Consider the following 24,507-nt stretch of genomic DNA (forward strand, 5'->3'; position numbering starts at 1 on the left):
ATTCGCCCCAACGACCTTGAGACCAGGGAGACAAGGCCCATGCTGAATACCGCGACCAAGTCCGAAGCACCGGGCACCGAGCAGGAACTGACGGATGGCTTCCATCTCGTCATCGACGCGCTCAAGCTGAACGGCATCAACACCATCTATAATGTGCCGGGCATCCCGATCACGGATTTGGGCCGCATGGCGCAGGCCGCGGGTATCCGCGTGATCTCCTTCCGCCACGAGCAGAACGCCGGCTACGCCGCCGGCATCGCTGGCTATCTCACCAAGAAGCCCGGCATCTGTCTCACGGTGTCGGCGCCCGGCTTCCTCAATGGTCTCACCGCCCTCGCCCATGCCACCACCAATTGCTACCCGATGATCCTCGTCTCCGGCTCTTCCGAGCGCGAGATCGTCGACCTCCAGCAGGGCGACTACGAGGAGATGGACCAGCTCGCGATCGCAAAGCCGCTGTGCAAGGCGGCCTATCGCGTGCTGCACGCCCAGGACATCGGCATCGGCTTCGCCCGCGCCATCCGCGCTGCGGTCTCAGGCCGTCCGGGCGGCGTCTATCTCGACCTGCCGGCCAAGCTGTTCGGCCAAGTCATGAACGCCGAGGCCGGCCAGAAGTCGCTGGTCAAGGTGATCGATGCTGCGCCCGCGCAGATCCCCTCGCCCGCATCCGTGAAGCGCGCGCTCGACGTGCTCAAGAGCGCCAAGCGCCCCCTCATCATCCTCGGCAAGGGCGCGGCCTACGCGCAGGCCGATGAGGAGATCAAGAGCTTCGTCGAGAAGAGCGGCGTTCCGTTCCTGCCCATGAGCATGGCCAAGGGCCTGCTGCCCGACACCCATCCGCAGTGCGCCGGCGCCGCCCGCTCGACGGTGCTGAAGGAGTCCGACGTCGTCATGCTGATCGGCGCGCGGCTGAACTGGCTGCTGTCGCACGGCAAGGGCAAGAGCTGGGGCGAGGCGCCGAAGAAGTTCATCCAGGTCGACATCGAGCCGAAGGAGATGGATTCCAACGTCGAGATCGTCGCGCCCGTCGTCGGCGACATCGGCTCGGTGGTCTCCGCCTTCAACCAGGCGATGGGCTCAGGCTGGACCGCGCCGCCCGCCGAATGGACCAAGGCCGTTTCGACCAAGCGCGAAGAGAACGTCGCCAAGATGGCGCCGAAGCTCATGAACAACAAATCGCCGATGGACTATCACGGCGCGCTCGGCGTCCTGAAGAACGTCATCAAGGACTATCCCGAGGCGATCCTCGTCAACGAAGGCGCCAACACGCTCGACCTCGCCCGCGGCGTCATCGACATGTACCGCCCGCGCAAGCGTCTCGACGTCGGCACCTGGGGCGTGATGGGCATCGGCATGGGCCAGGCGATCGCGGCCGCGCTCGAGACCGGCCATCCCGTGCTCGCTGTTGAAGGCGACTCGGCGTTCGGCTTCTCCGGCATGGAGGTCGAGACCATCTGCCGCTACAACCTTCCGATCTGCGTCGTCATCTTCAACAATGACGGCATCTATCGCGGCACCGACGTCAACGGCGCCAACTCCGATCCGGCGACCACCGTGTTCGTCAAGGGCGCGCGCTACGACAAGATGATAGAAGCCTTTGGCGGCGTCGGCGTCAACGCGACCTCGCCCGATGAACTGAAGCGCGCCGTCAACGAGGCGATGGCGTCCGGCAAGCCGACGCTCATCAACGCGGTGATCGATCCGGCCGCGGGCTCGGAGAGCGGCCGCATCGGCAACCTCAATCCGCAGAGCGTTCTGCAGAAGAAGAAGTAAGTCCACCCCTCAAACCCATTACGCCCTGCCGGGTGCAGGGGCAGACAGAGTACGGAGCAAACACGATGACCAAAGCGCTCGAGGGCGTTCGCATTCTCGACTTCACCCACGTCCAGTCAGGACCGACCTGCACGCAGCTGCTGGCATGGTTCGGTGCCGACGTGATCAAGGTGGAACGCCCGGGCGTGGGTGACATCACCCGCGGCCAGCTGCAGGACATCCCAAACGTGGACAGCCTGTATTTCACCATGCTCAACCACAACAAGCGCTCGATCACGCTCGACACCAAGAACCCCAAGGGCAAGGAAGTCCTCACCGAGCTGATCAAGAAGTGCGACGTGCTGGTGGAGAATTTCGGCCCCGGCGTGCTCGACCGCATGGGCTTTCCCTGGGAGAAGATCCAGGCGATCAACCCGAAGATGATCGTCGCCTCGATCAAGGGTTTTGGCCCTGGACCGTACGAAGACTGCAAGGTCTATGAGAACGTCGCCCAGTGCACCGGCGGCGCCGCATCCACCACCGGCTTCCGCGACGGCGTGCCGCTCGTCACCGGCGCGCAGATCGGCGACAGCGGCACCGGCCTGCATCTCGCGCTCGGTATCGTCACCGCGCTCTACCAGCGCACCCACACCGGCAAGGGCCAGCGCGTCACCGCCGCGATGCAGGACGGCGTGCTCAACCTCTGCCGCGTCAAGCTGCGCGACCAGCAGCGCCTCGCCCACGGCCCGCTCAAGGAATACAGCCAGTTCGGCGAAGGCGTGCCGTTCGGCGACGCCGTGCCGCGTGCCGGCAACGATTCAGGCGGCGGCCAGCCCGGCCGCATCCTGAAGTGCAAGGGCTGGGAGACCGATCCCAACGCCTACATCTACTTCATCACCCAGGCCCCGGTCTGGGAGAAGATCTGCGACGTGATCGGCGAGCCCACCTGGAAGACCGATCCGAACTACGCCAAGCCGGCCGCCCGCCTGCCGCGCCTGAACGAGATCTTCGCCCGCATCGAGCAGTGGACGATGACGAAGACAAAATTCGAGGCGATGGAGATCCTCAACAAGGACGACATCCCCTGCGGCCCGATCCTGTCGATGAAGGAGATCGCCGAAGACCAGTCGCTGCGCGCGACCGGCACCGTGGTCGAGGTCGACCACCCCACCCGCGGCAAGTACGTCTCGGTCGGCAACCCGATCAAGCTGTCGGATAGCCCGAGCGACGTGCAGCGCTCCCCGCTGCTCGGCGAGCACACCGACGAGATCCTGCGCTCGGTGCTCGGCTTCAGCGATCACCAGGTCGCCGAGATCCACAAGTCCGGCGCGCTCGACCCGCCGCAGAAGCAGGCCGCGGAGTAAGCGGGCCACATTTCACGAGACCAAGGGGCTGTCCGAAGGGGCGGCCCCTTTTGCTTGTGAAGGCTGCAATCGCAGGCTCAAGATCAAAACTGGAAAACAACCCCATGCACAGTAGCCATCCCATTGGTCCGCAACGATATTTCTGATTCGACGAAAAAATTCTGACCCGTCGGGCAAAACAGGGGTATTATGCCATCGTGGATATCATGCCGGGAGCGCACATCGGGCGCTCGCTGCTGCACATCGGACGGATCTCCGGCCGCAAAGATCTGGAGTCCAAGGGCGCTTATCGGACGTCAGCGCGAGGAACGTCAGCAATGGGCCCACAACCGGACGGATTGGCGGCGCGATCCAACGTGCCCGCCCAGCCGGAGCCAGTCGGTGCTAGCGAAGACCGGGAGATCACCCTTCAGCCGCGCTTGCCGACGGTCGCAGACCCGGCGGTAACCTCGTCCTTGTGCGCGGCAAACGCAGCCAGCACCTCGGCTTTCTCGCGCTTAGGGACCTTGGCAAAGTCGAGGCTCCGCCCGAGTTCCGCCGCGACCTCATCGAACTCTGCCGGAGATATTCTGAGATTGCGGTGCGCTTCCTCAAGTCCGAGCGGCGTCGCGCCAGGCTTGGTGGCCGCGAACTTAAGGGGCCCGCCCGAAACGTCGCAGACCCACAGCGTCCGCATGAACTTGAGGCCCGGCAACCTTGTCAGGTTCTTGGTGTGCCATTCTCGTAGTTGCGGATTCTTGGACTTCTGGCCCACGACGGGATTCTTCACGACAGCGTCGCTGAAGTGATCCACGACGGCCGCAATAGCAAAAACGCCGCCCAGCCGCTCATACAGACTCTTCTCAGGCGAGGTTTGCTGGGCCTGCGCGTATGCCTTATTCGCTCCCTGCAATACAGTCGTCGGGGCGGCGGTCAGCGCCATTCCTGCGACCATGCTTCGTCGTGTGATGGAAGTCGGAATAAATCGTACCATGGTCACCTCCTCTGGTGAGGCAACAGGATAATCCGTGGGGAGCACGCCGCCGGTCAGAATTCGTCACTTTGTCCCGGCATTAATTGTTAGGTCGATGGATTAAGATGGAAACGTCGGGGTTACACGCTAAGAATGATCCACCGCAATGGCGTGTGTGGCCGCTCGGGACGTCCTGCGGTGGGTCATGAACTGACCGTCGAGAGTCCCGGCAGCTTGGTCTGCAAGGGCTGAATCCGGACATGGCTTGGCTTGTCCTCCAATCCGATTAATTCAGGGCGAATAGACCAAGCGCAGCGCGAACATCGCGCAAAGTGGTTTCTGTTATCTCACGCGCTCGCGCGGTGCCGCGCTTGACGACTTGCAGCACATAGCCAGGATCACGAGCCAGTGCGCAGCGACGGTCTCGGATTGGCGCGAGAAGAGCCTGCAGCACGTCCTCCAGACGTCTCTTGACAACGCTGTCGCCCAAACCGCCGCGGATATAGCGTGCCTTCAAATCCTCAACCGTGAGGTGATCTTCGTCGAACGCATCCAAGTACGTAAACACCACGTTGCCTTGGACGCAACCGGGATCGGACGCCTTTAGATGGTTTGGATCAGTGAACATACGCCGTACGGCCTCACGTATCTCATCAGCCGTTGCTGATAGCTGAACCGTATTTCCCTGCGACTTGCTCATCTTGGCTTTGCCGTCGATGCCAGGAAGACGTGCGACGCGAGGAATAAGGGCGTGAGCTTCTGGCAACACGTCAACACCAGCTTGGCGATTGATGCGGCGAACAACCTCATTCGTTAGCTCAACCAATGGCGCTTGATCTTGTCCAACCGGGACAATCGTCGCTTTGAAACCGGTGATGTCTGCGGCCTGGGCAACGGGATAGCAGAGAAAGCCTGCAGGAATATCTCTGCCGAAACCTCGCGCCTGAATTTCGTCCTTGATGGTTGGGCTGCGCTCAAGCCGCGCCACCGTGACAAAGTTCATGTACAGCAGGGTCAAATCGGCCAATGCCGGAAGATGTGATTGAAGACAGATCGTGCTCTGGTCCGGGTCGATGCCGACAGCGAGGTAGTCTGTCGCGATCTCAAGGACATTGTCACGCACCCGACTGGGATTGCGCGCGTTGTCGGTGAGTGCCTGGGTATCCGCCAGCAGCAGGTACTGCCGGTGCGTTGTCTGTAAGGCGACGCGGTTCTTCAACGAACCGACATAGTGCCCTAGGTGCAACGGTCCGGTTGTTCTGTCGCCGGTCAAGATAACAGGGAGGGTAGCTGACGAATCTTGCATCGCGGTTCTCCAAATTAGGAGCCGCCGGTCAATCGGACTTTTGATGAAAGTAACCTCGCAAGCCGATGAACGGCGGCGACGGTTGGGTAATGACAAAGCCGTGCCGCTCCTAAGTGGAGCGCCACCACAAGTTCGCGAAAGTGATCACGACGACAGTCATGAGTACGATATTGACGAAACTACCAAGGAAAGCAAGTCGTCCTGATGTCTCATGGGCCAGAAGTGGACCTTTAGGGTGGCCCGCTCGACAGCCGCTGGACTCCGCTAAGGGCTGCTATCGAGGTCTACAACAAGGAGCGCTTGCATTCGGCGCTCGGCTACCAATCGCCTCTTGAGTTCGAAACCGCGTTCGCGCAAAACAAGGCACGATAACGCATCATGGCAACCGCACTGTCACTATAAAATATCGTGTCTCACTTCAGGGGTGCAGTCCAACACTGTCACACCGTACTTCGAAGACCCTCAGCGATCTCCCACCGCCAATTGTTCGCGAAAATACTTCACCACCGCCGCGTTGAGCTCGCGATGAAACCCTGCCCGGTCGAACCCTGCGGGCACGTCGGTGCAGATGCGCGGGACGGCTGCGGTGAGATCGGCCGAGCACGGAGCGAGGAACGCATAGTGACCGGCCGGCACGACGCGAACATCAGGCTTGCCCGGCAAGCCTTCCGCGACGCGGGCGTTGCCAGAGCCGTCACCGACTCCCGGCCCGCCGAACTGCGAGCGCCAGAACTGGAAAGGCACTTCGACGAGGGCGAGGTTCTCCCGCGTCAGGGTGGCCGGTGCAGGATCAACGATGACGGCGGCGCGAATGCGCACATCCCGTATCGGCCTTGTCGAGCAGGGACACCTTGCCGCCGCTGTCGGTGATGAGGCAAAGTGTCCGCACGAAGATAAGCGCTATCGCATTGACTGGTGCCGGCCCGCGCGCACGCCTCGTCCTTCGAGACGGCGCTCACGCGCCTCCTCAGGATGAGGCTCATCGGCGTCAGTGCTCGTTGGCTATCTCGACCAGCTCAATGCGCCGACACCGTGGTCGACAAAGATGATGCCGCATCGTCTCGGCATGGTGCGCAGCCAGTGCCGGATCGCCGCGAGCTTTGGCGGCGGCATCGCAGGCTCGCGAGGCGCAAGGACGTCAGCGACGAGCCAATACGCGACTTTCACTCGCCGTCACTCCTCTCGAGGGAGCTGATGCATTCCCTTCAGGCTGACGTTCACTGCTCTCCGGCTCCGCGGCGCTCCCCCTCAATGGCTTCCCGTTTCGAATTTCGGAAGTGATCTATGCCATAGGCGATCATCACTCCGACAAAGATGCCTAGGTTGGTCCAGTGGCCGAACAGCTTCTCCTCAATCCAGCCGACACCCCAGACTGCGATGAGCCCTAAGATCACCTTCAATAGAGTAGTACTCGTTTTTTCCTTTGAGAGCACTTCTCGCTTCCCTTGCAGGGCTCAGTGCTAAGCCTATTGAGGCCGATGGACCAACTCCGAGCGAAATCGATCTTCTAGCTTCGCCCGGCAGCTGCGCCCATCAGCTTTCGCGCCCCTTAAGCAGCGCAGATCAATTTCAGATCAGCTTCGAACCTGATGCTGCGCTTGCCCGCAAGTGCCGTGCCCTCGAGGAAACCGCCCTTCGCATCGCACGTCCCCGAAAAACCAACTCCAATTTCGTGTCCGCCAAATACCGGGTCTTCCCCTCGCGCTGGCGTATGCTCTTGATTGACCATCTGCCCTCTCCATCGACCGCTGGAGGAGGAATATGACCCCAGATAGTAGAAGAAAGCATCGCCACCCAAGATGCGGCCGTTGTTCAATAGCATCACCCCAGTCAGGCCGCCGGGGACGCCGTCCAAGATTTTCAGATGGATGGAGTACAATCCGTTGGAAATGCCACCTTCACCAATCATCCCGGGCGCCGGAAGATCGCTTTCATCCAGGGGTGTCATGATGGATCGAAAGACGGCGCCGGGCACCTGCGGGGAACTGCCCTCGAAGTGAAACGCCTTACCAACGGCTCTTCCAACGACTGAAATTGACGAGACGTCGGAACCGAGCAAAGACTGATGATCAGCACCAAAATTGTGTCGTCGGCTGGTCACTTCGACACGGATTGAGTCCCCTTCGACATGGTAATTCCCAATATGAGCAAACCCGGAATTACCGCCCAGCAACTTGCCCCGGCGCACATACGTGACGCTCCGTCCAACCGCTTGATTGATCGAAAATTCGCTTTTGAAGAGGCCGTCGAAAGTGCTTGATAACTCGTTCATCCGGCACCACCGATTGACTCGGACTCCTCTTTTGCTCAGCGGCTAGACTCGGAAGACCGAGAGTACCGTTCGATTATTTCGACATCGGATTCGATGACGCTCTCGCGATAGCCGAACAAGTTGACGTCTGAGTTCAGGGCAGAGCAGACTTGCTCTGCCCTGCCCGTGGTTCGCTACTAGGCGCGCCTGCGTTACCACCACTAGCACCACCAAATCCATTCAGTCAAAACCGATAGTTGATGCCGCCCTTGGCCGTATGAAGCTGAACCTCGGTATCCGTGAACGACGCGCCGGGGAATGCAAGCGCATTGCCGTTCGACTTTCCGAGATTGATGTAGATGTACTCGGCCTTGAACGTCCAGCGCGGGTCGAAAGCCCATTCAAGGCCGCCACCGGCGGAGAAGCCCACCTGGACCTCCGACGAGGACGCGCTTCGCGTCAGGGCCGGGAAGAAGCCGTTGAAATTGGCAATGTTCGGCGTGGCGAGATTTGAGGTGAAGATGCTGTTCTTGACGTGGCCCCAGGCGAAGCCACCGGTACCGTAGATCAGCAGGTTGTTCGCCGCGTATCCGAGACGTCCGCGGATGGTGCCGAAGACATCGATTTCCTGCTTGAGATTGAATACGCCGGTGAAGGCGCCATTGTCGCCGCCGATCGTGCCGGTGACGCTGAACGGGCGGCTCGCCGTCTCCCTGATGGCTGCGCCGCTGACATCCGCTTCCAGACCGTACACGAACGTGCCGGACTGCCAGTTATAGCCGATTTGGCCGCCGCCGAATCCGCCCTTGGGGCTCACATCCAGAGAGAACGGCCCCGTGCCACCCGTGACGACATAGCCGGGGACCGTCCCGGTTGCGAGCGCGCCCGGATCGAAGGTCGCGGTCGGATCGCTCCAGCCATAACCACCATGCACGCCGGCGTAAAAACCGGTCCAGCTGAATGCGACCGGCGCGGGCGGCGCCTTGGTGTAGGCCCTGCCAAGATCGGCCGCGGAGGCGGCGTGGGAGAGACACACAGCCGAGATCAGGAGAGCACCGGAGACAATGGATTTCATGACTTCCCTCAAATTTGCGCCGAGAGGCGGCGCACCCATGGAACGATTCAGTAGCGGCTTTTCGCCGGCCTATTTCATAGAGATGATCGCAACCACCATCTGCATGCGCGTTTGCCACCGTGCACCTAGTCGCAATAGCAGAAGCCATAGACCGCACCGATCTTCGCAATGTGAATATCTGCACTGGTCTTTCGCGACGTGGTTTCAGCGTTCGACCTGAGAATGGTCGTGGCACCCTGGATCTGCGTGCTCGAGCTGGTCCGTGTCTCGTTGCGGTCGATGTCGAAATGCATGTAGCGATATTCGCCGCGCAGTGACCATCGTTGAGTGAGCTTGAATTCGCCGCCCGCGCCAGCTGTATAGCCCGCCACCCACTTGCCGTTCGGCCCGTTGACGCCGCCGGGGTCGGGAAAGGTGAAATGACCCAGCGCCAGGCCGCCGAGACCGTAGAGCATCAGCTTCGGGGTCACGAGATAGCCGGCCCGGCCGATCACCCCGACGTTCGAACGCAGCTGCTCACTGGCTTGCATCGTGCTCGGATTGACCCTTGTGGTCACGACACCGTTGAGAACTTGACGGGTGTTGCTCGTTTGCTCGCCGGTCATCTTGAAGGCAACATCCGAGAACAGCGTGCCTTCGATCTGACCGCCGGCCACGATATTGCCGGCCCGCCAATTGTAGCCTGCGAACAGATCGACCATCGAGCCCGTCGTGTCACCGACGGCACTGCCACGGCTCGTCGTGTTGCTGACAAAATCCGTCGTCAGCACCGCGCCGTTGAAGTTCTGCTGGGCAGAGTCAGCAGTCGAAGCGAGGATTTGCCGCGCGCGGCCTGCGCCGGCGGCAAAATAGGCGCCGAGATAAGGGCCAGCCCAGTGATCGCTGGGGGCGCCGGGCAGCGCCGCCATGGCCGAGCGAGGTCCTCCTTCACCGAACCGGTAGACCATACCGATCCTTCCGGTGTGGAAGTCGGCATTGATCTGACGGTTGGTGCTGTCGACGGACGAAGAGGCGCTGGAGGATCCCGTCGATTGCGAGCTCGATGAGAAGCTGCTGGTCTCGTTACGGCTGAAGCCGTAATGCGTATAGCGATATTCGCCGCGCAGCGACCAGTTGCCTGCGAGCTTCACCTCACCGCCGGCGCCTAACGTATAGCCGGCCACCCACTTGCCGTTGGCGTCGCTGCGGCTGAAGTCGCCATCAGGGTAGGTGAAATGGCCCAGCGCCAGGCCACCGAGGCCGTAGAGCAGCACGTCCGGCGTCACCAGATAACCGGCCCGGCCGATCAGGCCGACGTTCGAACGCAACTGCTGCTGGATTTGGTTGCCGGCGGTTTGCAAACCTGTGGTTGTCGTGGTGACGACGCCATTCGTGGTATCGACGGAGGAGAATGAGTGAGGGCCGATGGTCTTGAACGTAACGTCGGAAAAGACCGAGCCTTCGATCTGACCTCCGGCCACGACATTGCCGGCGCGCCAATTGTAGCCCGCGAAAAGATCGACCATCGAGCCGGTCACGTCGCCGACGGGACGGCCGGCCGTCGATTGGGTGCCGGTGGACGTCGTGGTCCCGACGAAGGTGGAAGTGCTCGTGCTGCTGCTGGTGCCCGCGATGGTTTCCGCGGCACGTCCGGCACCGGCACCGAAATAGGCTCCGATATAGGGTCCCGCCCAGCCGTCGCTCCAGGCCGGGCCCGGCAGTGCCGCCACCGCCGACCGCGCTCCTGACGCGCCGAATTGGTAAACCAGTCCAACCTTGCCGACGTGGAAATCGGCATCGATATGCCGCCGGTTGACAGTGCTGTTGGTGGACGTGGTGGTGCCGCCACCCGATACGGACGTCTGCGAGTTGCCCCACGGTTCGTTGCGGTCATATCCGAAATGCATGTAGCGGTATTCGCCGCGCAGCGACCAGCTGTCCGTCAGCTTGACCTCGCCGCCGGCGCCCGCGACATAACCGGCCACCCATTTGCCGTTCTTGCCGCCGACCTGCGCTTCCGAATCGGGAAAACTGTCGGGATAGGTCAGGTGCCCCAGCGCCAGGCCGCCGAGGCCATACAGCAGCACATTCGGTGTCACCAGATAACCGGCCCGGCCGATCACGCCGACGTTCGAGCGCAATTGCTGCCGGTCCTCGATGCTGTTCGTCCCCGATCTTGTCGAGGTGACGACGCCGTTGTCGCTCGAAACCGAGCTGTATGCCTCGTTACCGACCGTCTTCGTGGTGACGTCGCTGAACAGGGTGCCTTCGATCTGCCCGCCGACCACGACATTGCCGGTTCGCCAATTGTAGCCCGCGAACAGATCGACCATCGAACCAGTCATGTCGCCGGCGAGATTGCCGAATCCTGATTGCGTGAACGCAGACGTCCCCCCGAGAGTGCTGACACTGCCTTCGTCGTCGATTCTCGTGGAGGTCTGCCTTGCGCGCCCGGCGCCGGCGCCGAAGTAAGCACCGATATAGGGGCCGGCCCAGCTGTCACCCCAGGCGCTTGCGAATGAAGACCCGCGTGCTGCCGGCGGTATCGCCGCCATTGCGGACAGCGGTCCGGGATCACCGAATTGGTAGACCAGACCGATCTTGGCCAGGTGGAAATCGGCATCTGTACGTGACGAAGAGGCTTCGCTGCTGGTCGACACAAAAGTGGTTGCGCCCGTCGCCGAGCTGGATGTTGCGCTGCTGGCTGCGCTCCGGTTGAAGCCAAAGTTCAGATACCGATACTCGCCGCGCAGCGACCAATTGCCGGTCAGCTTCAACTCGCCGCCGGCGCCGACCGTGTAGCCGGCCACCCATTTGTTGTTGTCACCGCCGAAAGGATCGGCGCCGTCGGCAAAGGTAAAGTGACCGAGCTCGAGGCCGCCGAGGCCATACAGCAGCAGATCCGGACGAGCGAGAAAACCGACCCGGCCGATCAGCCCGACCCGCGAGCGCAGCTGCTGGTTGCTCTGCACGATTGCCGTGCCGGCAGTCGTCGAGGTCACCGCCCCGAGCAGCACGTTGGTGCTGACGCTGTTGAGCGTCTGGTTGCCGAACGGCTTCATCGCGACATCGGAAAAGACCGTGCCTTCGACCTGCCCGCCCGCCACGATATTCCCGGCCTGCCAATTATATCCCGCGAACAGGTCGACCATCGAACCGGTCACGTCGCCCGAAAGATTGCTCGCAGTCGTTCCGACCAAGGTCGAGCTCGACGTCACCACGCCGGCGTTGGTCGAGACAGAACTGCTACCGAAACTGCCGGTCGAGGATTCCGTCACACGTCCGGCACCCGCGCCGAAATAAGCGCCGATATACGGCCCTGCCCAGCTATCGATCCAAGCCGGTCGGGGCGGCGCCTTGATCGGCAGGTCGGCGGCCAGAGCTCCTGCAGAAACCATGATCGAGGCGCCAGCCAATGAAGCGCCCGTCAGTGTCAGCTTTTTCACTCCAGCCCCCAATTCCAATTCCAAGGAAGCTGCTCCAAACTACAGGAGCGCCTCCGGTCGCAAGGCGTAGTGCACCACGCCTTTGCCGCCTTCGTTTCACGGCTAAGTTACTGACACGAAATAGCATAGGCTTCTTGTCCTGGCCTGCACCCGAGTTGGACGATCCCGCATCGTCTCGTCTTTTCGGACGCCCATGTTGCTCGGCGGACACATTTGCGGGGCTCAGCGCATGACGAAGTTGGACAACGGCGCCTGACTAGGACTGGGGCGAACAGCCAATCAGTTCCGGCAGAGCGTGCGGCGCTTTACCGCATCTGTAACGCTTGCGCCGCGACCAACTCTGCCGCGGTATCGCGCTACATCCACAGCTTTGCCGTGCAACGATGTCCAAGGTCGTATTCGCTTCGGATCAGCTTCCCGCGCATCTTGACGAACGTTCGCGCCAACGGCTGTGGCTCGACCTGTTCACCGATCATTTGTGCGCGGCGGACATTTCGTTCTTTCCCGATGCGCCGTTTTATTCGCGGTCCGAATTCCTGAAATTCGGCGATATCGCGGTCAGCCAGCTCGACTCCAATATTCAGACGGCAGTGCGTACCCAGCGTCACGTCGAAGCTGACAGCCGCGGCGACTACATCATCGGCACCATGCTCAACGGTACGAGTTCGCTGATCAGGCAGGAGGGCCGCGAAGCCATTCGCGGCGTCGGGCAGGCGATGCTTTATACCAACGCAGCGCCGATCGCGGCGCAGCACGACGGGCCGGTCGCTATTCGCTGCGTCACGGTGCCGCGCGCGCTGCTGGCCGAGCGGCTGCCGAATTTCGAGGACCTTGCCGTGAAGCCGTTGGCTGCATCGCCGGCCTTGCGTCACCTGGAGCGCTATCTCGCCATCGTCATCGACTCCGATATCGATGCCGACCTTGTGCTGAAGGAGAACATCAGTACGCATCTCATCGATCTGGTCGCGCTGGTCCTCGGCGCCCGCGGCGATTCAGCCGAACTTGCGACGCGCCGCGGGTTGCGTGCCGCGCGGCTGCAGGACGTGATCGCAGATATCAGGGGGCGTTTCGCTGATCCGTCGTTTTCGCCGAGCGAGCTTGCGCGCCATTTAGGGCTTTCGCCGCGTTACGTTCAGGAACTGCTCCAGGAGACCGGATCGAGCTTTACCGAACGTGTCACCGAGCTGCGGCTGCAGAAGGCACGGAAGATGCTGCTCGACTCGCGCTACAACCGATCGAAGATCAGCGATATCGCCTATGCCTGCGGCTTCAACGAGGTGTCCTACTTCAACCGCTGTTTCCGCCGCCGCTTCGGAACTTCGCCGAGGCATTATCGCCGCGATGTCGGCGAGCCGATGTGATCGGACGCGCAGTCAGGCGATCCGCTGGCTCGCGTTTACCTGCACCATGATAGCCTCCGATCGCGTCGTGGCTTCTGCTTGCCAAGCGGGACACCTTGCCGCCGCTGTCGGTGTTGAGGCAAAGTGTCCGCAAGAAAGTCAGGGCTATCGCATATGACTAGTGGCGGCCTGCGCGCACTCCGCCCTCATCCTGAGAGCCCGCCTAAAGCGGGCGTCTCGAAGGATGGCCGCAAGGAGAAGCTTTCAAATGCGATAGCCCCGCGCAAGGCAGGGAGGTCAGCATGTCACTGCTCGGCAAGGCCGCCGTTGCGATGTGGTGGAGCGTCCGCCCGGAGCAGCGCAGCGAGTTCGGCGACTGGCATTCGCACGAGCACTTTCCCGAGCGGATGAGCATTTCCGGCTTCCGGCGCGGGTCACGCTGGACCAGCACGACGGACGTCGACGGCTTCTTCGTGCTCTACGAGCTCGAGCACTACGACGTTCTCACGTCGAAGGGATATCTCGACCGGCTCAATGCGCCGACGCCGTGGTCGACGAAGATGATGCCACATCATCTCGGCATGGTGCGCAGCCAGTGCCGGATCGCCGCGAGCTTTGGCGGCGGCATCGCAGGCGCGCTCGCCACCATCAGGCTGTCGCCGCTCAACGGACGGGCCGCCGAGCTGCAGGCGCGCCTTCTCGATACGCTCGGCGCTCTCGCCTCCAAGCCGGGGCTGACGGGCGCCCACCTCCTCCTGACCGATACGCCCAAGACGAGTTCGCCAACCACTGAACAGCAAATCCGCGGCAATGACGGCGCCGCCGACTGGATCATTCTGGTGTCAGGTTACGATATCGATGCGGTCGACGCTGTCGTCGCCGGACAGCTCTCGCCGCCATCGCTTCAAAGCGCGGGCGCGCAGGGTGGTTCGACGCTCGGTCGTTACAGGTTGGCGTTCACAATGACACCGAATGACGTTGCGGCATAGAGCATGATCCGCAAAAGTGCGTAGCGGTTTTCCGAAAAGATCATGCTCTAACATAACCTAAAGCGCGATGACGATTCATCCTAATCGCATCGCGCTTTAGGCCGAACCAATCAACGAGCGCGCCGCTACCCCGCGAAGAACTTCTCCGCCGCGGTTTGAAATTTGCGCCCATCCTTGCGTCGTAGACCGAACAATGAGCGCTTCCTGAATCATTTGGGCGTCGAGCTCTTCTTGGAGGATTGTCCACCAGGGGTGCTGCTGCCTGAACCGTCCGTGGTGCCGGTCGACGACGTCCCGGTCGTCATGCCGCCTTTGGATTTGTCATTGTCCTTCGTGGTGTCGCTCGTTCCGCCCACCCCCGCTTGCCCGCCTCCCTGTTGCTGACTGGGTTGCGCCATTGCGGTGGATCCCATCATCGAGGCGATCACTGCGCCCAGCATGAGCTTCTTGATCATCTGACTGTCTCCTGTTCTGATCGCGAACAACACGTCGCAACGCTCCGTGTTCCTCATGTGCGCGGTTAAACCTGGACGGAGCTTCTGCGCTCGGCGGCCTCTGCGCAGGGGCAGGGTTCTCGCGTATGAGCAGTACAGCTTTGGACACGATAGTCTCCACATCGTCATGGCCGGGCTTGTCCCGGCCATCCACGCCTCGCCACGCAGCACAAAGAACGTGGATGCCCGGGACAAGCCCGGGCATGACGACCTCTAGTGAATCTGCAAATGCGATAGCCCTTTGCGCGGAGGGATGTGCATCCGGCCCGATTGGCGGCGGCCTCGCGAGGTTGACCGCCCCTGCGACAAATAATCTGCAGGACCCCCTGTCGGATCGGCGGCTTGCCCGTCGTCCTCGTGACATGAATGGGCCATAGAGGCCAGCTCGGGCCCATCAATCATCGAAGGATAACAACCATGCCCAATACTGTCCGCCTGCACCGCGTTCTCGCCACCAGCCCGGAGAAGGTCTATCGCGCCTTCCTGGAAGCCGACGCGATGGCGAAATGGCTTCCGCCGAACGGCTTTACCTGCACGGTGCATCATTTCGAGCCCAAGGTCGGCGGCACGTTCAAGATGTCGTTCCGGAACTTCACCACGGGCAACAGCCATTCGTTCGGCGGCGAATATCTCGAGCTCGTGCCGGGCGAACGTCTCCGCTATACCGACAGGTTCGACGACCCCAACCTGCCGGGCCTGATCGAGGTGACGGTGAACCTGAAGAAGGTCTCTGTTGGTACCGAGATCGACATCACGCAGGCCGGTATCCCCGACGTCATTCCACCGGAGGCGTGCTATCTCGGCTGGCAGGAATCGCTGCGCAATCTGGCCAAGCTCGTCGAGCCGGAGATCAACCAGTAGCGACAACATCACTATCGTAGGGTGGGCAAAGCGCAGCGTGCCCACCGATGCTCTCTCGAGCTTGCAGGATGGTGGGCACGGCGCTCCGCGCCTTTGCCCACCCTACGGCACTATTCGATTCGATTGACAGATCTCCCCACGTCGCCATTGCGAGGAGCAGGCCCCCCGCCTGCCGTCCAGCGGTCGGGATCCGGACTGTGCCCGATCAGCGCCAGGCCATAGGCGATCGACTCGAACTGGTCGCCGGACATCAGCCGCTCGTTGCCGAAGCGGTCGGCGAACAATTTTCGGACCGCAGGCACAAACGAGGTGCCGCCGGTCAGAAACACCTTCTCCACCTCGCGCGAGGCGATGCGGGCCTCGGCCAACACCTTGTCGACGGTGGCACCTAACCGGGCGATGTCGTCGGCAATCCAGGCTTCGAATTTCTTCCGCGTGATGGCCGCGCCGATCTCGACGCCGCCGCCCCTAAAGCGGAAGTCCACCTCGTCCTGCGCCGAGAGCGCCACCTTGGCGTCGGACACCGCGCGGTAAAGCGCAAAGCCGAGGTCGAGATCGACGATAGTGATGAAGTCCTCGAGCAGCTCGGGCTTCAGCGCGGTGCGCTGGAGCTCGCGGAGCTCGCGCAGATCGCCGTTGCTCTTCATCATCGCGAGCTGATGCCAGCGCGCCAGGTTCGTGTGGTGCCCGGTCGGGACCGGCAGCACCTTGTCGAACGAGCGAAAGCTGGAGCCCTTGCCGAGCCGCGGCGAGACGATGTGGTCGACGATGCGATAGTCGAAGGTGTCGCCGGCAACGCCGATACCAGCGTGGCCGAGCGGCTCGGCGCGAAGAACGCCGCCCGCACGCGAGAAACGCATCACGGAAAAGTCGCTGGTGCCGCCGCCGAAATCGGCTACCAGCACGGTGGCATCGCGCTCCAGCCTGCGCGCAAACGAGAACGCCGCGCCGACGGGCTCGTAGACATAGCGCGCGTGGCCGGCGCCCAAGCGCTCGAACGCGGCGCGGTAGCGCTGCATCGCCAGCGCCTCGTCGGGATTGCCGCCGGCAAAGCGGACCGGGCGGCCGACCGTGATGTTCGCCGCCTCGAAGCCGAACTTGTCCCCGCCGTGGCGCGCCAGCGTGCGCAGGAATGCCGCCAGGATGTCCTCGAATTTGTAGCGCTGCCGGAAGACTTGCGTGGTGCTGAAGCTGGAGCTCGCGGCGAAGGTCTTGAACGATTGCAGGAAGCGGTAGACGTGGCGTCCTTCGAGAAACTGCTCGATCGCCCATGGCCCGCCCTCGGCCTGGGCACCGGCGCCCGGCCGGTCCTCCCAGAAGCACAGGGCCGACACGTAGACGCTGTGGCGTTGCCCGCCATGGTCGAAGCGAATGGCCTCGACCCGACGGTCGTCCGCCGCCAGCGCAACGACCGTGTTGCTGGTGCCAAAATCGATGCCGATCGAGACGGCGGGCGAGGCGCTCGACATGAACCACTCTGAATGATGCTTGGAAAGGGGGCAGAGCACTAACGGCTTTGCCGTCCCCTTGCAAGACCTGGTCCGAGATGGTCAAGCCCGGACCTCACGCCGGGTGGCTGGCAGGCACGTCGATCAGTTGGACTGATCGCCTCGACGCCAGGCCGGAAACGGATCGGCGAGAGCGGACCATGCGGCGATGTCCATGGTGGACGTATCAGGGACAAGGCATGCGTCCAGCCTGCCACGGATCTCGGCTTCGTCCATGCCGGTGCCGATGAACACGATCTCCTGGCGACGATCGCCGTACAGCTTGTCCCAATACTGGCGGAGCCGCTTGCGCCAGGCCTCATCGTTCGGCCACCGCTCCTTTGGAACGCTCGCCCACCACAACCCCAGCGCTTCGGTCCTCACGATCGCTCCCGCCTGGCTGATCTCGCCGAGCCATTGCGGCCTCGTCGCCAGCCAGAAGTGACCCTTCGCCCGGATCACGCCTGGCCAGGATGCCTTGACGAACTTGTCGAACTTCGCCGGATCGAACGGCCGGCGGGCGCGGTAGACGAAGTTCTTCACGCCATATTCCTGCGTTTCAGGCACGTGGTCGGCGAAACCATAGAGCTCCTTGTACCAGAGCGGATGCTGCTGGGCCTTCTCGAAGTCGAACCGGCCGGTGTTGAGCACGCGGTCGAACGGCACGCGGCTGTGATTGGCCTCGATGATGTCGGCTTCGGGATTCAACGAGCGGATGATCTGCCGTGCCGCCTCGCGCTGTTGCGGCGAGGCATCGTCCACCTTGTTGAGGACGATCACGTCGGCGAACTCGATCTGCTCCACGAGGAGATCGACCAGCGTCCGCTTGTCGCCGTCCAGCGCCTCGCCGCGCTCGCCGAGGAACTCGGTCGAGGAATAGTCCTTCAGCAGGTTGGCGGCGTCGACCACCGTCACCATCGTGTCCAGGTGGGCGATGTCGGAGAGGCTTTCGCCCTCTTCCGAGCGGAAATCGAACGTCGCTGCGACCGGGAGCGGCTCCGAAATGCCCGTCGATTCGATCAGCAGATAATCGAAGCGCCCGCTTTCGGCGAGCGCACGTACTTCCCTCAGGAGATCGTCGCGCAGGGTGCAGCAGATGCAACCGTTGGTCATCTCCACCAGTTTCTCATCAGTCCGCGAGAGGTTGGCACCACCATCGCGGACCAGATCCGCATCGATGTTCACCTCGCTCATGTCGTTCACGATTACCGCCACTTTCAAGCCGTGCCGATTGTTCAGGACGTGATTCAGCAAAGTGGTCTTTCCAGCCCCGAGGAAGCCGGACAAGACGGTGACGGGGAGTTTGGGCATGGAGATCGAACAGCCTCTTGAGGGGAATGGGTCGAGGACGACGAGACACGGCATCTCACTATGTAATGTTATAACATTACATTCTTTATTCGACTGACCGTGTCAAGGCGCTCGGCCCGCCCAGGGGTTCACGGCCTATGCCGCAATGCGGAAGAAAGAATGCTGCTATGCAAACAAGACCATGGACGCTGGCATCTGGCATACATAGTGTGTTCCCAGAAATGAGGCAGCAAGACTGACTGTTCTCAAGAAAGGGATTTCCGATGTCCAAGACCGCTTCCGTCGCTCTCGCGCCCTCCTCCTCGCTGTTCGCCCGCCTGATGGCCGCGATCGACGGCCTGCTGCTGGCGAGTGCCGAAATCTCCAATCGCAACGGGGACTTGCCGCGTTTCGGCCTGTAAGCAGATCGTCGCTGCCTTCACCCCAAGGGGGGTGATGGCAGACAGCCAAAGACGCATTGTTTGACCAAATGGCCCCGCCTGTCGGGGCCATTTCTGTTTGGCAGCGCCCTCCCTCGCAGGCGAGCGGAACTGCGACGATTAGTCCGCCGAGGACAACCGACGATTCCGGTTGTTTGTCTACTGGCATTTCGCATACCATCCATTCAAACAAGAATGGTTGCACGATTCAAAAGTGTAAGGACGGGGAAGCGTAACGCAGGACGGAAGGCCGAGTGGCAAGTTTGCCGCGCCCTTGGCGAAGCCTTAGCCGAAAGATGCGGATGCCGCGCGTTATCCCTGCTCATACAGTTTCTATCGGGACTGCCATGGGTGCTAGACCGCAAGGGTAATCCCGGGGCATGTGACTCGGGATGGGCTGACGCAAGCCGACAAAGAGCGGCTGCGTTGAGGGTTCGACAGGGAGTGAACAAGATGAAGCCATTCGTTCTGAATGTCGCGTTGGCGGCAATGGTGATGTCGTGCGCGAGCAGCACCGCAAGCCGTGCCGCCTGGGAGCCGGTCCGTCCGGTCGAGTTCATCGTGCCCGCGGGCACCGGCGGCGGCGCCGACCAGATGGCGCGCACCATCCAGGGCATCGTCACCAAGCACAATCTGATGAAGCAGCCGCTGGTCGTCATCAACAAGGCCGGCGGCGCAGGCGGTGAAGGCTTCCTCGATGTGAAGACGTCGGCGAACAATCCGCACAAGATCATCATCACGCTGTCGAACCTGTTCACGACGCCGCTGGCGACGGGCATCCCCTTCAACTGGAAGGATTTGACTCCGGTCGCGATGCTGGCGCTCGACGAGTTCGTGCTCTGGGTCAATGCCGAGAAGCCGTACAATTCCGTCAAGGACTATGTCGAGGCCGCGAAGAAGGCGCCGAGCGGCACGTTCAAGATGGGCGGCACTGGATCCAAGCAGGAAGACCAGATCATCACGGTCGGCATCGAGAAGGCGATCGACGCCAAGTTCACCTACATTCCCTACAAGGGCGGCGGCGAAGTCGCGGTGCAGCTCGTCGGCAACCACGTCGATTCGACCGTCAACAACCCGATCGAGGCGGTCGCGCAATGGCGCGGCGGCAAGCTCCGTCCGCTCTGCGTGTTCGACGCCCAGCCGATGGCCTATGACGAGCCGATCGCCGACGGCAAGGCCTGGAAGGACATTCCGACCTGCAAGTCGCAGGGCCTTGCGATGGAATATCTCATGCTGCGCGGCATCTTCATGTCGCCCAAGGCCACGAAGGACCAGGTCGAATATTACATCGAGCTGTTCAAGAAGGTGCGCGCCACGCCGGAATGGCAGGAGTTCATGAAGAGCGGCGCCTTCAACACGACCTTCCTGACCGGCGCCGATTACGCCAAGTGGATCGAGGCGGAGGAGAAGCGGCACGAAAGCCTGATGAAGGAAGCCGGCTTCCTCGCATCGAATTGAGCCTGGCATCGATGACGGCCGAGGATGCTGCGCGTCCTCGCGCCGGCAGCGACTGCGAAAGACTGCATTTCCGCCTGGAGGCTTCATGACTGAACGATCCCGATCCGAATCCGGCCCCGCACACAAGACGCTGGAAATCGGCATGGCGCTGCTGATCGGCGTGTTCGGCCTCATCGTGATCTTCGGCAGCCTGAAGGCTGGCATCAACTGGGGTGCAGAAGGCCCGCGTGCGGGCTTCTTCCCCTTCTATATCGGCGCCGCCATCGTCGCCTCGAGCGCCATCAATCTGTGGAACGCGCAACGCGACGATGACGGCCGGCTGTTCGCGGAATGGGGTCAGCTTCGTCAGGTCATGAGCGTCGTCATTCCCACGGCAATCTACGTCGGCTCGATGCCGTTCGTCGGCCTCTATGTCGGCTCCATGGTGTTCATTGCCTGGTTCATGCGCTGGCTCGGCGGCTATCGCTGGCTGACGATTGCCGCGATTGCTATCGGCATGCCGGTCGTGACCTATCTGGTTTTCGAGCGCTGGTTCCTGGTGCCGCTTCCCAAGGGACCGATCGAGGAATGGCTCGGTCTGTGAAAGCTGCGCCGTCATCCCCGTTATTGCTGCAGGACATATCGACATGGAAGAGTTAGCCAATCTGTTTCACGGCTTCGCGGTCGCCCTGCAGCCCTACAACATCATGCTGATGGTGATCGGCATCACGCTCGGCGTCATCATCGGCGTGCTGCCGGGGTTAGGGGGGGCCAACGGCGTCGCGATCCTGCTTCCGCTGACCTTCAGCATGCCGCCGACATCGGCGATCATCATGCTGTCCTGCATCTATTGGGGCGCATTGTTCGGCGGCGCCATTACCTCGATCCTGTTCAACATTCCCGGCGAGCCATGGTCGGTGGCGACCACCTTCGACGGCTATCCGATGGCGCAGCAGGGCAAGCCCGGCGAAGCCCTGACGGCGGCCTTCACCTCCTCCTTCATCGGCGCGCTGTTTGCCGTCATCATGATCACGCTGGTCGCGCCGCTCGTCGCGGGCTTTGCGCTGCGATTTGGTCCGGCGGAGAAGTTCGCGGTGTATTTCCTCGCCTTCTGCTCCTTTGTCGGCCTCAGCAAGGAGCCGCCATTCAAGACCATCGCCGCAATGATGATAGGCTTTGCGCTCGCGGCGGTCGGCCTCGACTCGATCACCGGGCAATTGCGGCTGACCTTCGGTGTCACCGAATTGCTCAACGGATTCGACTTCCTGATTGCCGTGATCGGCCTGTTCGGCATCGGCGAAATCCTGCTGACCATGGAGGAAGGGCTCGCCTTCCGCGGCGGCAAGGCCAGCATCAACCTTCGTGTCGTGCTCCAGACCTGGCGCGAGCTGCCCGCCTATTGGATGACCTCGCTGCGGTCCTGCCTGATCGGCTGCTGGATGGGCGTCACGCCGGCCGGCGCAACGCCCGCCTCCTTCATGAGCTACGGCATCGCCAAGCGCCTGGCGCGACGCGGCAACAATTTCGGCAAGGGCGAGATCGAAGGCGTGATCGCGCCGGAGACGGCCGCACATGCCGCCGGCACCTCGGCGCTGCTGCCGATGCTGTCGCTCGGCGTGCCCGGCTCGCCGACCGCCGCCGTGCTGCTCGGCGGATTGCTGATCTGGGGCCTGCAGCCCGGGCCCATGTTGTTCGTCGAGCAGAAGGAATTCGTCTGGGGCCTGATCGCCTCGATGTATCTCGGCAATCTCGCCGGCCTCATCGTCGTGCTCACCTGCGTGCCGATCTTCGCCGCGATCCTGCGCGTGCCGTTCGGCATCATCGCGCCGCTGATCCTGGTGCTCTGCGCGATCGGCGCCTACTCGGTGCATAACAGCACTTTCGACGTGATGCTGATGCTGGTGTTCGGGGTGCTCGGCTATCTCCTCAAGAAGTGCAATTATCCGCTCGCGCCCCTGGTGCTCGCCATCGTGCTCGGCGACAAGGCTGAGGAAGCCTTCCGACAATCGCTGCTGGGCTCGCAAGGCTCGCTCGGGGTGTTCTTCTCCAACGGCCTCGTCAGCACCATCATGGCGCTCGGCTTGGTCGCCCTGTTCTGGTCCGCGATCCAGGAAGGCTACAGCCGGCTGCGCACGTCGATGGCGTGAGGCGGGATCTGCGCAATCCGCATCGCTACCGACGCCAAATTGCCGCACTCCAGACTTCTGGAATATAGAATTCCAGGGGGTGGCGCGTCGGTAGACGCCCCGCGCCTCTGCCCGCGAGCCAGCGCGCAGGTAGAGAAACCTCCGAGAGCGCAACTGCCAGCAGAGATCTCGGCCACACGCCCTGACAGAATAAATATCGTAAAATCAATACATTGCATGGGCAAAGCTCGAGCTGGCGCCGGCACTGGCAACAATTCGGGCTTTACAAGCCCGCGACCATGGCGCATGTGAACAAGCCTGCGCTATTTCGCCGCACTCTCCCCTCGATCGCTTGAATCTTGGCATATTGCATACCAGAGTGCGCGCCAGCGCATGCATAACAATGATGGGCGCGTTTGGGAGGGTTTTTGATGACGGACATGGTGCAGTCGGCAGCAGCGGCCCCGAGTGCCGCGCGCGTAAGCGATGCCTATCGCTGGGCGCAATTGGCGATCGGTGTGGCGGCGATGGTGATGATCGCCAACTACCAATATGGCTGGACGTTCTTCGTCCCCGACATCCAGAAGACGTTCGGCTGGGATCGCGCCTCGATCCAATGGGCCTTCACGCTCTTCGTGTTGTTCGAGACCTGGCTGGTGCCGGTTGAAGGATGGTTCGTCGACAAATACGGCCCGCGCATCGTAGTGCTGGTCGGCGGCGTGCTCTGCGCCATCGGCTGGGCGATCAACGCGCAGGCGACCTCGCTGAACGGCTACTATCTCGGCATGATCATCGCAGGCATCGGCGCCGGGGGCGTCTACGGCACCTGCGTCGGCAACGCGCTGAAATGGTTTCCGGACAAGCGCGGTCTTGCGGCCGGCATCACGGCGGCCGGCTTCGGGGCAGGCTCCGCGCTGACCGTGGCGCCGATCCAGGCCATGATCAAGGACAGCGGATTCCAGACCACCTTCCTCTATTTCGGCCTCGGACAAGGCATCATCATCTGCCTCCTCGCCTTCTTCCTGCTCGCGCCGAAAGCGGGTCAAGTGCCGAACGTGGTGGCGAATGCCAATATCATCCAGACCCGGCGCAACTATCAGCCGACCGAAGTGCTGCGCCAGCCGATCTTCTGGCTGATGTACTTCATGTTCGTGATCGTTGGCGCGGGTGGACTGATGGTCACCGCGAACCTGAAGCCGATCGCGGTTGACTGGAAGGTCGACAGCGTCCCGGTGACGCTGATGGCGGTGACGATGACGGCGGTGACCTTCGCGGCCACGATCGACCGCGTGCTCAACGGCCTGACGCGTCCGTTCTTCGGCTGGATCTCCGACATGATCGGCCGCGAGAACACGATGTTCATCGCCTTCGGCATGGAAGGGTTCGGCATCTGGATGCTCTACCTCTGGGGCCACGATCCGGTCTGGTTCGTGCTGCTCTCGGGCTTCGTGTTCTTCGCCTGGGGTGAGATCTACTCGCTATTCCCCTCGACCTGCACCGACACGTTCGGCACCAAGTTCGCGACCACCAATGCCGGCCTCCTCTACACCGCGAAGGGCACCGCCGCGCTGTTGGTGCCGATCGCCAACTACATGCAGCAGACATCGGGGACCTGGGACAGCGTGTTCATCATCGCGGCCGGCGCCAACATCCTGGCTTCGGTGCTGGCGATCGCGGTGCTCAAGCCCTGGCGCAAGATCGTGGTCGCGAAATCGACGATCTGACCGGCGGCACAATTCAGCAAGCACGACGCCCGGCCTCACGGCCGGGCGTTTTTCTTTGGCGATCGCCGCATCGTCTCGCCGGGGCGCGGGCGAGCCACCAAGAAGTGACAAGTTAGGGCTTGCAATCTGGAATATCGTATACCAATCTCCGCGCCACGCCTGCGACGATAAGCCACAATACTCGCGACATCAGG

At 62.1% G+C, this 24,507-nt stretch carries 21 protein-coding genes; 10 read left to right on the top strand and 11 right to left on the bottom strand.

From position 1 onward, the window contains the following. Positions 1 to 39: 39 nt before the first annotated feature. Positions 40 to 1,773: an oxalyl-CoA decarboxylase gene (oxc, locus tag ABIA40_RS16935; protein WP_404542281.1), complete on the top strand. Its 1,734-nt coding sequence runs from the start codon at positions 40 to 42 to the stop codon at positions 1,771 to 1,773. 65 nt (positions 1,774 to 1,838) lie between these two features. Next, positions 1,839 to 3,116 (top strand): formyl-CoA transferase, encoded by a 1,278-nt coding sequence (frc, locus tag ABIA40_RS16940; RefSeq protein ID WP_157282506.1) that lies wholly within the window; start codon positions 1,839 to 1,841, stop codon positions 3,114 to 3,116. 409 nt (positions 3,117 to 3,525) lie between these two features. On the opposite strand, the gene ABIA40_RS16945 is transcribed toward frc, so the two are convergent. The 8 genes from ABIA40_RS16945 to ABIA40_RS16980 all read right to left on the bottom strand — a co-directional run bounded on the left by ABIA40_RS16945 (position 3,526) and on the right by ABIA40_RS16980 (position 12,125). Continuing rightward, positions 3,526 to 4,089: a group 1 truncated hemoglobin gene (locus tag ABIA40_RS16945; RefSeq protein ID WP_271545163.1), complete on the bottom strand. Its 564-nt coding sequence runs from the start codon at positions 4,087 to 4,089 to the stop codon at positions 3,526 to 3,528. Between the two features lie 265 nt (positions 4,090 to 4,354). After that, entirely contained in the window at positions 4,355 to 5,374 is a 1,020-nt protein-coding gene (trpS, locus tag ABIA40_RS16950) for a tryptophan--tRNA ligase (protein ID WP_404542284.1), read from the bottom strand. Between the two features lie 462 nt (positions 5,375 to 5,836). Next, entirely contained in the window at positions 5,837 to 6,193 is a 357-nt protein-coding gene (locus tag ABIA40_RS16955) for a hypothetical protein (protein WP_404542286.1), read from the bottom strand. 183 nt (positions 6,194 to 6,376) lie between these two features. Beyond that, entirely contained in the window at positions 6,377 to 6,541 is a 165-nt protein-coding gene (locus ABIA40_RS16960) for a hypothetical protein (RefSeq protein ID WP_271545166.1), read from the bottom strand. 50 nt (positions 6,542 to 6,591) lie between these two features. Further along, positions 6,592 to 6,807: a hypothetical protein gene (locus tag ABIA40_RS16965; RefSeq protein WP_404542288.1), complete on the bottom strand. Its 216-nt coding sequence runs from the start codon at positions 6,805 to 6,807 to the stop codon at positions 6,592 to 6,594. A gap of 116 nt (positions 6,808 to 6,923) precedes the next feature. Then, a complete protein-coding gene (locus tag ABIA40_RS16970; protein ID WP_404542289.1) occupies positions 6,924 to 7,646 on the bottom strand; it encodes a GrlR family regulatory protein in 723 nt (240 codons plus the stop codon). Between the two features lie 223 nt (positions 7,647 to 7,869). After that, complete coding sequence (locus ABIA40_RS16975) at positions 7,870 to 8,700, bottom strand: outer membrane protein (RefSeq protein WP_404542291.1); 831 nt, start codon at positions 8,698 to 8,700, stop codon at positions 7,870 to 7,872. Between the two features lie 125 nt (positions 8,701 to 8,825). After that, on the bottom strand, positions 8,826 to 12,125 hold the full coding sequence (locus tag ABIA40_RS16980; protein ID WP_404542293.1) for an outer membrane protein: 3,300 nt from the start codon (positions 12,123 to 12,125) through the stop codon (positions 8,826 to 8,828). A gap of 383 nt (positions 12,126 to 12,508) precedes the next feature. Between ABIA40_RS16980 and ABIA40_RS16985 the strand changes: the two genes are divergently transcribed. Together ABIA40_RS16985 and ABIA40_RS16990 are read left to right on the top strand one after the other, a co-directional pair. Continuing rightward, positions 12,509 to 13,486, top strand: coding sequence for an AraC family transcriptional regulator (locus ABIA40_RS16985; RefSeq protein WP_404542295.1), 978 nt, complete (start codon positions 12,509 to 12,511; stop codon positions 13,484 to 13,486). Positions 13,487 to 13,767: 281 nt separating this feature from the next. Then, positions 13,768 to 14,454 (top strand): hypothetical protein, encoded by a 687-nt coding sequence (locus ABIA40_RS16990; RefSeq protein WP_404542298.1) that lies wholly within the window; start codon positions 13,768 to 13,770, stop codon positions 14,452 to 14,454. Positions 14,455 to 14,663: 209 nt separating this feature from the next. On the opposite strand, the gene ABIA40_RS16995 is transcribed toward ABIA40_RS16990, so the two are convergent. Further along, positions 14,664 to 14,909, bottom strand: a complete 246-nt coding sequence (locus tag ABIA40_RS16995) for a hypothetical protein (protein ID WP_404542300.1) — start codon at positions 14,907 to 14,909, stop codon at positions 14,664 to 14,666. Positions 14,910 to 15,365: 456 nt separating this feature from the next. On the opposite strand from ABIA40_RS16995, the gene ABIA40_RS17000 reads away from it, so the two are divergent. Further along, on the top strand, positions 15,366 to 15,809 hold the full coding sequence (locus tag ABIA40_RS17000; RefSeq protein WP_157282497.1) for an SRPBCC family protein: 444 nt from the start codon (positions 15,366 to 15,368) through the stop codon (positions 15,807 to 15,809). 110 nt (positions 15,810 to 15,919) lie between these two features. On the opposite strand, the gene ABIA40_RS17005 is transcribed toward ABIA40_RS17000, so the two are convergent. Together ABIA40_RS17005 and zigA are read right to left on the bottom strand one after the other, a co-directional pair. Next, positions 15,920 to 17,278, bottom strand: a complete 1,359-nt coding sequence (locus tag ABIA40_RS17005; RefSeq protein ID WP_404542302.1) for an Hsp70 family protein — start codon at positions 17,276 to 17,278, stop codon at positions 15,920 to 15,922. 123 nt (positions 17,279 to 17,401) lie between these two features. Continuing rightward, positions 17,402 to 18,607, bottom strand: coding sequence for a zinc metallochaperone GTPase ZigA (gene zigA / locus ABIA40_RS17010; protein ID WP_404542305.1), 1,206 nt, complete (start codon positions 18,605 to 18,607; stop codon positions 17,402 to 17,404). A 263-nt stretch (positions 18,608 to 18,870) separates the two neighbouring features. On the opposite strand from zigA, the gene ABIA40_RS17015 reads away from it, so the two are divergent. The 5 genes from ABIA40_RS17015 to oxlT all read left to right on the top strand — a co-directional run bounded on the left by ABIA40_RS17015 (position 18,871) and on the right by oxlT (position 24,313). After that, positions 18,871 to 19,008 (top strand): hypothetical protein, encoded by a 138-nt coding sequence (locus ABIA40_RS17015; RefSeq protein ID WP_167361641.1) that lies wholly within the window; start codon positions 18,871 to 18,873, stop codon positions 19,006 to 19,008. A 471-nt stretch (positions 19,009 to 19,479) separates the two neighbouring features. After that, entirely contained in the window at positions 19,480 to 20,484 is a 1,005-nt protein-coding gene (locus tag ABIA40_RS17020; protein ID WP_271545176.1) for a tripartite tricarboxylate transporter substrate binding protein, read from the top strand. Positions 20,485 to 20,569: 85 nt separating this feature from the next. After that, positions 20,570 to 21,067 carry a tripartite tricarboxylate transporter TctB family protein gene (locus tag ABIA40_RS17025; RefSeq protein WP_157282493.1) on the top strand — a complete coding sequence of 166 codons (498 nt, stop codon included), beginning with the start codon at positions 20,570 to 20,572 and terminating at the stop codon, positions 21,065 to 21,067. 43 nt (positions 21,068 to 21,110) lie between these two features. Beyond that, positions 21,111 to 22,610 (top strand): tripartite tricarboxylate transporter permease, encoded by a 1,500-nt coding sequence (locus ABIA40_RS17030; RefSeq protein ID WP_157282492.1) that lies wholly within the window; start codon positions 21,111 to 21,113, stop codon positions 22,608 to 22,610. 410 nt (positions 22,611 to 23,020) lie between these two features. Beyond that, positions 23,021 to 24,313, top strand: coding sequence for an oxalate/formate MFS antiporter (gene oxlT, locus ABIA40_RS17035; RefSeq protein WP_271545177.1), 1,293 nt, complete (start codon positions 23,021 to 23,023; stop codon positions 24,311 to 24,313). Positions 24,314 to 24,507 lie beyond the last annotated feature (194 nt).

The organism is Bradyrhizobium sp. USDA 223 (assembly GCF_044909005.1).
Lineage (GTDB): Bacteria > Pseudomonadota > Alphaproteobacteria > Rhizobiales > Xanthobacteraceae > Bradyrhizobium > Bradyrhizobium yuanmingense.